Below are 12,102 nucleotides of genomic sequence, written 5' to 3'. Positions count from 1 at the left end.
TTCTACTGTCTTTATTAATTATTTTTTATCCTATCGATATTCTTATAATGAGTAACTTATAATTCATAAAAGGAAAGAAAATATTATTAAGAGTGTTGATTAAAGGATTGTCTACTTTTTATTAGGTTGGTTATTATATGGAGTTATTTTTAAAGATATTTTCCTGCAAAATGAATATATGAACTTACTGTTTATATTTCTAGGAGGTATGACTTACGGTTTCTTTGCTTCCTATATAATGAATCGGTTTTCGATCATTAATAATCCAGTCATTGGTCAGCACATAAGATCAATATTTGACTTTTTTTCCAGTTAGTCGATATATTATTTCTTATACTCCACTATCCTCATAAATTATGAAAATATGGCTATTGCTATTCTTATTGCGATAGTAACTGGCGCTTGTGCAAGAACATCAATTACTTTTGTCAACGGAAAGCTTAAATAAAACTTTGATAGCGCTACATTTCCGTCGTAGACTTCTCCTTTTGTGTAGAGTTTTTTTTATGTTAATTATGTTTTAACAAAAAATAATTAATTTTATTATGCATGCATAGTATTTTTTATTATATTTGAAATCGATATAGTTAGAGATGAAAGATAAAACAATAGATTACATATTAAGAGCTACCTGGCAAGCTGTCTCAAGAATGTACAATGAAGAAGCATCAAAGTACGGCGCTACAATGGCGACGGGTTTTGCTTTGCTGAGCATGGATAAAAACATAGGTACTCCTTCTACTTCTTTGGGACCAAAAATGGCAATGGAGGCTACCAGCCTCACTAGAACCTTAAAATCTATGGAAGAAAAAGGCTTAGTCATCCGCAAAAAAAACCCAGATGATGGTCGTGGCGTTTTAATTTACTTGACTGAGTTAGGTAAAGAAAAAAGGGATTTATCAAAAAATACTGTTTTAAAATTCAATGACACGGTGAAAAATCACATTACGGAAGAAAAATTACAGCATTTTATTGAAGTCTCCGAAACGATCAACGAATTAATTCAAAATAAAAATATATTTAATCAACCTGAAAAAATAGACAATGAAACGCACAATTAAAAAAGTTGCAGTAATCGGATCCGGTATAATGGGTTCGGGGATTGCTTGCCATTTTGCCAATATTGGAGTCGAAGTTTTACTTCTCGATATTGTTCCTAGGGAACTTACTGAGGCAGAAACAAAAAAAGGATTGACACTAGAGAGTACCGTTGTTCGCAACCGATTGGTAAATGAGCATTTAAACACTGCTTTGAAATCAAAACCTTCTCCTATTTACACCCAACAATTCGCTAACCGCATTACAACTGGAAACACAACCGATGATATGGCAAAAATTGCTGATGTCGATTGGATTATTGAGGTTGTTGTAGAACGATTAGATATCAAAAAATTAGTGTTTGAACAAGTAGAGAAATACCGCAAACCAGGTACTTTAATTACTTCAAATACATCGGGAATTCCTATTCACTTTATGAGTGAAGGAAGATCTGAAGATTTCCAGAAACACTTCTGCGGGACTCACTTTTTTAACCCTGCGCGTTATTTAAAATTATTTGAAATTATCCCTGGTCCTACAACCTCTCAAGAAGTATTGGATTTTCTTACGATATACGGAGAGAAATTTTTAGGAAAAACTTCGGTTGTTGCTAAAGACACTCCTGCCTTTATTGGAAACCGTGTTGGAATTTTCGGTATTCAAAGCTTATTCCATTTGGTAAAAGAGATTGGCTTAACTATCGAAGAAGTAGACAAGTTAACCGGACCGGTGATCGGGCGTCCAAAGTCGGCTACTTTCAGAACAGTAGATGTCGTTGGTTTAGACACTTTGGTACACGTTGCAAACGGTATCTATGAAAACTGTCCAAACGACGAACAGCATGAATTATTCAAATTACCAGATTTCGTCAATAAAATGATGGAAAACAAATGGTTGGGCAGTAAAACAGGTCAAGGTTTTTATAAAAAAGTAGGAAAAGATATTCTAACGTTGGATTTAGACACTTTAGAATACCGTCCGGCTAAAAAAGCTTCGTTTGCTACTTTAGAAATGACTAAGTCAATCGATAAACCTATTGATCGATTTAAAGTTTTGGTAAAAGGAAAAGATAAAGCAGGTGAATTTTACAGAAAGAGTTTTGCTGGAATGTTCGCTTACGTTTCTAACCGAATTCCAGAAATATCAGATGAGCTATACAAAATTGATGATGCTATGAAAGCCGGTTTCGGATGGGAAAATGGTCCATTCGAAATTTGGGACGCTATTGGTGTTGAAAAAGGGATTGAGATCATGAAAGCGGAGGGCCTTACCCCTGCTTACTGGGTAAATGATATGTTGGCTTCAGGAAGCAAAAGTTTTTACTCTTTAAAAGAAGGAGCCACTTATTTCTATACTATCCCAACTAAAGAACAAACTAAAATTCCAGGACAAGATTCATTTATTATCTTGAACAACATTCGCGAAAGCAAAAAAGTGTGGAGTAATACCGGTGCTATCATCACAGACTTAGGAGATGGAATCTTGAATTTAGAGTTTCAATCAAAAATGAACACTATAGGTGGTGATGTTTTACAAGCAATCAACAAAGCAATCGATCTATCTGAAAAAGAATATCAAGGTCTTGTTATTGGAAACCAAGCAGCGAATTTTTCTGTAGGTGCTAATATCGGAATGATATTTATGATGGCCGTTGAGCAAGAATACGACGAATTGAATATGGCAATCAAAACATTCCAAGATACGATGATGCGTGTGCGTTACTCTGGAATTCCAGTAGTAGTTGCTCCTCACGGAATGACTTTTGGTGGTGGTTGCGAAATGAGTTTGCATGCAGACAAAGTTGTTGCGGCAGCAGAAACCTATATGGGATTAGTGGAATTTGGTGTAGGAGTCATACCTGGTGGTGGTGGATCTAAAGAAATGGCGTTAAGAGCCTCTGATTTATTTCATAAAAATGACGTGGAACTAAATGTATTACAAGAGTATTTCTTAACCATTGCTATGGCAAAAGTATCTACTTCTGGATATGAAGCATTTGACAGCGGACTTTTACAAAAAGGAAAAGATATCATTGTTGTAAACAAAGATCGTCAAATTGCCGAAGCTAAGAAGCATGCTTTATTAATGGCTGAAGCCGGATATACACAACCGATCCACAGAAAGGATGTAAAAGTACTTGGAAAACAGGCATTAGGTATGTTCTTAGTAGGAACAGATCAAATGGAAGCAGGGAAATACATCTCAGAACATGATAAAAAAATCGCAAATAAACTGGCTTATGTAATGGCTGGTGGTGATTTATCTGAAGCCACTTTGGTCTCTGAACAGTATTTATTAGACTTGGAGAGAGAAGCTTTCTTGTCTTTATGTACAGAAAGAAAAACGTTGGAAAGAATCCAACATATGTTAACCAAAGGAAAACCACTTCGTAACTAGAAAATAGAACAAAGAGAAAAGAATATAGATTTATTTAACAATCAAAGTCTATTTTCTACTATCTATTTCTATTCTCTTAAAAAAATAAAAAGATGAAAACAGCCTATATAGTAAAAGCATACAGAACAGCCGTAGGAAAAGCTCCAAAAGGCGTGTTTAGATTTAAAAGACCTGATGAGTTAGCAGCAGAAACCATTCAATACATGATGAATGAACTTCCTGATTTTGACAAGACTCGTATTGATGATGTTATGGTAGGAAATGCCATGCCTGAAGCAGAACAAGGACTTAATGTGGGACGTTTAATCTCTTTAATGGGATTAAAAATTGAAGATGTTCCTGGAGTAACTGTAAACAGATACTGTGCTTCTGGATTAGAAACAATAGGTATGGCTACAGCCAAAATCCAGTCAGGAATGGCACATTGTATTATTGCAGGTGGTGCTGAAAGCATGAGTTTTATTCCGATGGGAGGTTACAAACCTACTCCGGATTATGCTGTTGCCAAAGCAGGAAACGAAGATTACTACTGGGGAATGGGTTTAACAGCCGAAGCAGTTGCGCAGCAATTTAAGGTTTCTAGAGAAGATCAAGACGAATTTGCTTATCACTCTCATATGAAAGCCTTAAAAGCGCAAGCAGAGGGTAAATTTGACAAACAGATTGTTCCTATCACTGTAGACCAAACGTTTATTAATGAAAAAGGGAAAAAAGAAACTAAATCTTATGTCGTAAACAAAGATGAAGGACCTAGAGCGGGAACTTCTATAGAAGCTTTGGCCGGTTTAAGACCTGTTTTTGAAGCTGGTGGAAGTGTAACAGCTGGTAACTCATCACAAATGAGTGATGGTGCTGCGTTCGTACTTGTTATGAGTGAAGAAATGGTAAAAGAACTTAATCTAGAACCTATCGCAAGACTAGTAAACTTTGCTTCTGCAGGAGTTGAACCAAGAATAATGGGAATTGGACCTGTAAAAGCAGTACCAAAAGTATTGAAACAAGCTGGGTTATCTATTAATGATATCGGCTTAATTGAATTGAACGAAGCTTTCGCCTCACAGTCACTGGCGGTTATCCGTGAATTAGGATTAAATCCCGATATCGTGAACGTAAATGGTGGTGCAATCGCTATGGGACACCCACTGGGATGTACTGGAGCTAAATTATCTGTTCAACTATTCGACGAAATGAAACGTCGCGGTGACAAATATGGAATTGTTACCATGTGTGTGGGAACAGGCCAAGGTAGTGCGGGAGTTTACGAATTAATGTAGACTATGGTTTCCCTCTTTTTGTCTTCCAAGCTGAGGAGGAATTTAGATTATAAAAAATATTATTAAAAAACTGTCATTTAAAATAACACAAAATGAGCAACGTAACAAGAGGTGGACAATTCATCGTAAAAGAAACTAAATGTGAAGACATCTTCACTCCTGAAGATTTTTCAGAAGAACAATTAATGATGCGTGACTCTGTAAAAGAGTTCGTAGATAAAGAATTATGGGCACACAAAGATCGTTTTGAAAAAAAGGATTATGCCTACACAGAAGAGTGTATGAAAAAAGCCGGAGATTTAGGTCTTTTAGGCGTTGCAGTTCCTGAAGCTTACGGCGGATTAGGGATGGGATTTGTATCAACAATGTTGGTTTGTGATTACATCTCTGGTGCAACTGGATCTTTCTCAACTGCTTTTGGAGCACATACGGGAATTGGTACTCTACCAATAACTTTATATGGGACAGAAGAGCAAAAACAAAAATATGTACCTAAATTAGCTTCAGGTGAATGGTTTGGAGCCTACTGCCTTACTGAACCAGGAGCTGGATCTGATGCCAACTCAGGAAAAACAAAGGCCGTTTTATCAGAAGATGGAAAGTATTATTCCATTACCGGACAAAAAATGTGGATCTCTAATGCAGGTTTCTGTTCTTTGTTTATTGTGTTTGCTCGTATTGGAGATGATAAAAATATTACGGGTTTCATCATAGAAAACGATGCTGACAACGGTATTACAATGGGCGAAGAAGAACACAAATTAGGTATTCGTGCTTCTTCTACTCGTCAAGTATTCTTTAATGAAACTAAAGTTTCTGTTGAAAATATGCTTTCTGAAAGAGGAAATGGTTTTAAAATAGCCATGAACGCCTTGAATGTGGGCCGTATTAAGCTAGCAGCCGCCTGCCTAGATGCACAAAGGAGAGTAATTTCAAATTCAATTAAATATGCGAACGAAAGAGTACAGTTTAATACGCCTATTGCAGAGTTTGGAGCTATCCGTTCTAAATTAGCGGAAATGGCTATGAACTGTTATGCAGATGAGAGTGCTTCTTACAGAGCGGCAAAAGACATTGAAGACAGAATAACTGCCCATGAAGCAACAGGATGTACACATCAGGAAGCGGAATTGAAAGGTGTTGAGGAATATGCTATTGAATGTTCAATTTTAAAAGTAGCTGTTTCTGAAGATGTTCAAAACTGTGCTGATGAGGGTATCCAAATTTATGGTGGAATGGGATTCTCAGAAGATACCCCAATGGAAAGTGCTTGGAGAGATGCCAGAATTGCTCGTATTTATGAAGGTACAAACGAAATCAACAGAATGCTATCTGTAGGGATGTTGATCAAAAAAGCGATGAAAGGACATGTTGACTTGCTAGGACCAGCAACAAAAGTGGGTGAAGAGTTGATAGGTATTCCCTCTTTTGAAACTCCTGATTATTCTGAATTATTTGCAGAAGAAAAAGAAATGGTTGGAAAATTGAAAAAAGCCTTTCTGATGGTTGCAGGTAGTGCCGTTCAAAAATTTGGTCCAGATTTAGACAAACACCAACAATTATTGATGGCAGCTTCAGATATGTTAATTGAGGTATATATGGCTGAAAGTACTATTCTTAGAACAGAAAAACTGGCAAAGAATCAAGGGGAAGACAAAGTGCAAGAACAAATTGCAATGGCAAAATTATACTTGTATCAAGCGGTAGATATTGTAACTCAAAAAGGAAAAGAAAGTATTATTTCTTTTGTGGAAGGTGATGAACAACGAATGATGCTGATGGGATTAAGACGTTTCACTAAATATACCAATATGCCAAATATTGTTGCACTAAGAGAAACAATTACTAAGAAATTAGTATCAGAAAATGAATATTGTTTCTAAATATTAAGACATTTACTATTAAATTTATTTGTTAAAAAAAGCCACAATCACCTTTGATGATTGTGGCTTTTGTCTTTTTATACTCTTTTTTTGTTAATCAATTATTAAGTAACAGCATAAATCGTCCATACCATCAAACCCCATATAAACAACAGACCTATTTTCTTAGATAATGCGATACATTACAACCTTATTTGAGTATCCTAATCCATACTAAAAGAAATATTACTATCAAATTAAAATCAGAAGAGAACTATTCCTTCTAGGCCATATGCCTCTTTTTTTCAACATTTATTTATTAAAAAACCCGTAATCATCACAGACGATTACGGGTTTTAAATTTAAATATCTATTGAGAGCTCTAAATCGTATTTGCTACTTCTACTTTACAATCCATAAAGGTATTTCCAAGTCATGGTTAAAAAGATCCTCAGTAACGCTTCCTATAAGTAAAGAAGAGAACGTGTTTCTACCTTTATCTCCTACAATAATAAGATCTACTTTAGCTACTAGAGCTTTGCTACGCATTTTCTCTGCAACTCCATTTTCTCTACCAGCAATGATTTCTGTAGTTAGAACCCCATTATATCCAATCTTCTTTATAAATTTCTCGTACTTTTCATTTAAATGAATTTCTACCTTTTTATCAAGATGCTCTTTTGGAATATATGGAGAGAATTGAATCGGAACATTATAAACGTGTACTGCTTTTACTTTCGCCTCAGTGGCTTTCTGCAAATTTTCAGCAACTTCAAAAACTTTGTGTGACGCACTTGAAAAATCTGTTCCTGCCCAAATATTACTAATAACTGGCTTTACACCTCTCGGGATAGACAAAATGTTACATTTAAGCAAACGTAGCAATTTACCGCTAACAGCTCCAGTTACCTTTTATCTTATTTTTATTTCCAATTAAAGCAAGCTGCACCTCATATTTATTGACGATATAATTAATTAAAGCTTCTGAATAAGGATCTTCTGATATAAGAACTTCCCACTCTACTGAAGATTTAAATTTTTCTGCCACCTTTTCATTTAACTCATCCCCAATTATTTCGTCAAGGTTGATATCCTTTAACTGCTCTTCAAATAATTCCGAAATCTCATATTTTTTAATATTATGTACAAAGTACACTTTCTTAACCCTAAGAGTATCCGCAATATATGATGCATACTCAATTAAGGTATTATCGATATCTGAAAGGTCTAAAGCGACCAAGATGTTTTTTATTTCAGCCATAATTATTGATTTTTGTTTTGCTGATTACTATTTTGCTTTTTAACTAGTTCAGAGACTATTTCCTCATAATTTTCCAGTTCTTTTTGCGATTCCCGCTTTTTGAGTTTCTTGAAGTCTTCATCTAATCCTCTATAAAGCGAAAAGCACATAACTATTAAAATAAGAGCAAACGGCAATCCAGTGACTATTGTAGCCGTCTGAAGCGCCTGTAAACCACCACCTATTAAAAGAGCTGCAGCTACAGCACCTTCGGCAAGAGCCCAGAATATTCTTTGTCCTACTGGCGCGTCAATTTTACCTCCAGAAGTTAAATTATCTACAACTAAAGATCCAGAATCTGAAGAAGTAACAAAGAAACCAGCAATTAAAATTATTGCAATGATATTAAGAATAAATGCAAAAGGATAGTCTTCTAAGAAAACAAACAAAGCAGTTGCAACATTATCATTCACGGCATTTGCAATAGTATCATCACCAAGCAGTACTTGATGCACGGCTGAACTTCCAAAGGCTGAGATCCAGAAAAAAGTCACAATAGACGGTACCAATAAAACTCCCAAAATAAACTCACGCACAGTACGTCCTTTTGAAATACGAGCAATAAACATACCTACAAAAGGAGACCAAGCAATCCACCATCCCCAGTAAAATACGGTCCAGGCATTTTGCCAATTGGATCCAGTATAACTTTCTGTCCAAGTCGCAACCTGTAAAAAACCAGATATATAATTCCCAGTGTTTTGTACGAAGGATTGAAAAATAAATATTGTTGGTCCTAGTACAACTACAACCAAAAGAAATAGCGCTGCTACCCTCATGTTCCATTCACTCAAAACTCTCACTCCCTTATCTACTCCTAAAACAACTGAAACAGTAGCAACGGCAGTTACTCCAACAATTAAAAGAACTTGAGTTTGTACACCACTGTCGATATCAAATAAGTGCTCTAATCCTGCTGCAATTTGTTGAACTCCCAAACCTAAAGAAGTAGCCAAACCAAATACAGTTGCAAGAACAGCAAAAATATCTATGGCATCTCCAATTCTACCGTAAATTTTATCTCCTAAAAAAGGATAAAAAATAGACCTAATAGTTAATGGAAGTCCGCGAGAATAAGTAAAGTAAGCCAAAGATAAACCTACTAATGCATACACTGCCCAAGCATGAAAACCCCAATGTAAGAAAGTAAATTTCATAGCTTCTTTAGCTGCTTCAGCAGTTCCTCCTTCCGCCATTGGCGGGCTAAGAAAATGATAAATAGGCTCTGAGATACTCCAAAACAACAATCCAATTCCCATTCCCGCACTGAATAACATTGCGAACCACGAAAGGGTTTTAAATTCAGGTTTAGCACTTTGTCCTCCTATTCTTAATTGACCAAACTTACTGAAAGCCAAATAAATCATAAATATCAGAAAAACATTTACACTTAGTATAAAAAACCAACCCGCCTTGTTTGCAACAAAATTTTGAGTTGCGGTAAAAACCTCTTCTGCCCCTTCTTTATAAATAAGGGTCAACGCTATTATGATGATGATTGTAATAGCAGAGGTAAAAAACACCGGTCCATTGACATCTAATCCAAAAATGGATTTCTTTTCATCACTTCTTATAATCTTTTTAGCCATAATTCATCTTTTTTTTGATGTAATTTAATTTCTTTGAGAGTTTGTAACTCTCCATTTATAAATAATACTTAAAACAACATCCAATATTAATACTAACTTTTTATTTAGCATCTCGATTGTCTTTTAAAAACGTCTACCTAATTGCCTCCTTAAACAGAAATAATTCAAACCATAGCATGATAAATAAATACACAACTTCGAAAACGAATAAATTTCCGAGTATATTCATCTACAAATAAGTAAATCTGGGGGCAGTTATCTGCATAAAAGCAAATCAAAGTACATAAGTTACCAAATACAGCAATAAGGATATTAAAAAAACTTAAATAAGTAAATGAATAAAGATTTTCAATCAATAGCAGCCTGTCCAATCAAAACAGTCTTCAAAAAAAATCAAAATATTGGACTGCAAACTTAGTCAAAAAAGATGCATTACGACCCATAAATAAGGAATAGAATTAATTACCAAGAATAACACAAATATAAGAATAAAATAATACGTAATTGGTATTTATTATATTAAAAACCTGATTATTAACCACTAGCGAAATTATTCTACAGCTTATTTGTGATGGGATTTGAGTAATCAAAGAGCATCACAATCACATAATGGTCTCTTAATTATGTCCGTAACGGCAGGATTACTTATTACCTCCATTATAAATAAGATACAACTTAGGCTTACATCCTAACCCACTATTATATGATAGCTACTTACTATACTTTATTAAATAGGTAAGTTAATCCGAATAAAAATTTAATGTCTATTTAATTTATGTAATTTTATATAAATTTAAAAATATATAATATCATGAAAAAAATAATATTTTCAGTTGTAGTACTGATTGCTGTACTTATTGGTTGTAAAACAAATAGCAGTTCCAGTGATTCTAAAAAATTAGTTATTGATTTTGAAGCAAAAAGCAACAGTACTGTTTCTGGTACCGCTACTTTTATTGAAAAAGAAGGTAAAGTAACTTTCGTTGCAAATTTAGCAGGCTTAAAGCCTGGAGTTCATGCCATACATATCCATGAAAAATCAGATTGTTCGGCTGCAGATGGAAGTTCAGCTGGAGGACACTGGAACCCTACTTTTAAGAAACATGGAAAATGGGGTGTTGGTGAATACCATAAAGGAGATATTGGAAACTTTACTGCTGACGCAAACGGTAACGGCACAATCGCTTTGACTACAGATGAATGGAATATAGGATCAGGAGACCCAACAAAAGATATTCTGGGAAAAGGCCTGATTGTACATGAAGGAAATGATGATTTTGTTTCTCAACCTTCCGGTGATGCGGGAGCAAGAGTTGCCTGCTCAGCAATTATCAAGTAATTTAACAATACAGATATACATGTAGCTTTTTATACTCCTGCATGTATATTTTAATTTAATAACACAACCATAAATAGTATAGCTTTGTACTATTAAAAATAAACGATGATTAACCCTTCAGCATCCGGTTGGATAGACAAATATTTTACAAAACAAAAACTCAAGGAACAAATTGTTTACGAGAGTCCTAATTTATTTTACACTACTATTAGAAAAACAGGATTCATTTATGGTCACATTGTCTCTTTTGAAACCACAGTTCCCATAAATACGAAAGGCTGGGTTCAAAACGAAATACCTAAAGTCGCCCTGCTAAATACACTTTATGCTATTTACGGACTAACTACACATGACCACAATCCTGAAAATTTTCTCACAAAAGCTTTAGACTTTTATAATGAAATGACTCCTAAAGGATATAATTTATTAAAAAAAATATTACCTGATAGTCCTACTTCTCTAAATTTAGAGAAAATAATCGATGATAGAGTTCAAACCAACATTGACATCTTCAGCAAAAACTTTTCTCATATTGTAACGAATGCATTGCTTTTTATTGATGTTTTGGCTTTTCGCCAATATTTAACTTACGGTGCGATTCCAGAGGAATATTTAAAAAAAATTGAGGAAGCGGTCATTAGTGTTGTTTCCCTTGCTTTGAAAACCAAATCAAATAAATCCACATACGACGATTTATTAATTAAGTTATTTGAAGCTTCAGTTCGCTATAGTAAATTCTCAAAAGTAAGTGTTCAAAACTTGGAAGAACTTAATCTGGAATATTTTGAGTCTGAACTAGAAAAATATTATATAATTGATATAGCGGGAATGACACTATGGAGTGATGGAAAGATTGAAAATGAAGAGACTTATTTTTTACACAAATTAGCAGAACAGATTGCCGTTTCTGATGCGTTTGTAACAGAAAGCATAAAAAGCACTGATACATTTATCACAAAGTATAAAAGTAAAATTCCTTATTTCAATTACTCGAATCCTGTTAAACATTTTTATGACCAGACAACTCAAAGTGTAATTACCTTAATAACACGAAATAAAAATAGATTGGTCAAAGAAATTATTCAAAGCAGAGACTTAATGATACTTTTGGCAATCTCCACAAGGAGAGATTTAGATGAAAGAGAAAAGAAAAAAGTAAAGAAACAGTTGCTGGACATTTGTAAAACCGTTCCTTCATTGACTATCTTTCTGCTTCCTGGTGGTAGTTTGCTGCTACCGATTTTGATTAAATTTATCCCGAAATTATTGCCATCCGCTTTCAATGAAAATTTAGATATAGATT

At 34.6% G+C, this 12,102-nt stretch carries 9 protein-coding genes; 6 read left to right on the top strand and 3 right to left on the bottom strand.

Features of this window, described 5'->3' with window-relative positions:
- Window positions 1–593: 593 nt before the first annotated feature.
- From A3SG_RS0115515 to A3SG_RS0115500, 4 genes are all read left to right on the top strand, one after another.
- Entirely contained in the window at window positions 594–1,061 is a 468-nt protein-coding gene (locus A3SG_RS0115515; RefSeq protein ID WP_016990921.1) for a MarR family winged helix-turn-helix transcriptional regulator, read from the top strand.
- The gene (locus A3SG_RS0115510; protein WP_016990920.1) at window positions 1,045–3,435 is read left to right on the top strand and encodes a 3-hydroxyacyl-CoA dehydrogenase/enoyl-CoA hydratase family protein; all 2,391 of its coding nucleotides are present in this window, start codon (window positions 1,045–1,047) and stop codon (window positions 3,433–3,435) included. The genes A3SG_RS0115515 and A3SG_RS0115510 overlap by 17 nt, the downstream gene beginning before the upstream one ends.
- A 92-nt stretch (window positions 3,436–3,527) precedes the next feature.
- Complete coding sequence (locus tag A3SG_RS0115505) at window positions 3,528–4,709, top strand: acetyl-CoA C-acyltransferase (RefSeq protein ID WP_016990919.1); 1,182 nt, start codon at window positions 3,528–3,530, stop codon at window positions 4,707–4,709.
- 92 nt (window positions 4,710–4,801) lie between these two features.
- Window positions 4,802–6,592: an acyl-CoA dehydrogenase family protein gene (locus tag A3SG_RS0115500; protein ID WP_016990918.1), complete on the top strand. Its 1,791-nt coding sequence runs from the start codon at window positions 4,802–4,804 to the stop codon at window positions 6,590–6,592.
- 381 nt (window positions 6,593–6,973) lie between these two features.
- On the opposite strand, the gene A3SG_RS22495 is transcribed toward A3SG_RS0115500, so the two are convergent.
- The 3 genes from A3SG_RS22495 to A3SG_RS0115490 are packed head-to-tail and all read right to left on the bottom strand — an operon-like array spanning window position 6,974 to window position 9,460.
- A complete protein-coding gene (locus A3SG_RS22495; RefSeq protein ID WP_232226400.1) occupies window positions 6,974–7,429 on the bottom strand; it encodes a universal stress protein in 456 nt (151 codons plus the stop codon).
- A 34-nt stretch (window positions 7,430–7,463) separates the two neighbouring features.
- A complete protein-coding gene (locus A3SG_RS22490) occupies window positions 7,464–7,832 on the bottom strand; it encodes a universal stress protein (RefSeq protein WP_232226399.1) in 369 nt (122 codons plus the stop codon).
- 2 nt (window positions 7,833–7,834) lie between these two features.
- The gene (locus A3SG_RS0115490) at window positions 7,835–9,460 is read right to left on the bottom strand and encodes a BCCT family transporter (RefSeq protein WP_016990917.1); all 1,626 of its coding nucleotides are present in this window, start codon (window positions 9,458–9,460) and stop codon (window positions 7,835–7,837) included.
- 811 nt (window positions 9,461–10,271) lie between these two features.
- On the opposite strand from A3SG_RS0115490, the gene A3SG_RS0115485 reads away from it, so the two are divergent.
- Both A3SG_RS0115485 and A3SG_RS0115480 read left to right on the top strand, forming a co-directional pair.
- A complete protein-coding gene (locus A3SG_RS0115485) occupies window positions 10,272–10,799 on the top strand; it encodes a superoxide dismutase family protein (protein ID WP_016990916.1) in 528 nt (175 codons plus the stop codon).
- A 105-nt stretch (window positions 10,800–10,904) separates the two neighbouring features.
- Window positions 10,905–12,102: LETM1-related biofilm-associated protein (locus tag A3SG_RS0115480; RefSeq protein ID WP_016990915.1), on the top strand; the 1,198-nt coding region annotated here is incomplete at its 3' end.

Origin of the sequence: Flavobacterium sp. ACAM 123 (assembly GCF_000264055.1) — a bacterium.
Taxonomy (GTDB): Bacteria; Bacteroidota; Bacteroidia; order Flavobacteriales; family Flavobacteriaceae; genus Flavobacterium.
Note: the sequence above shows the minus strand (reverse complement) of the source record. Positions and strands in the feature narration are given on the sequence as shown.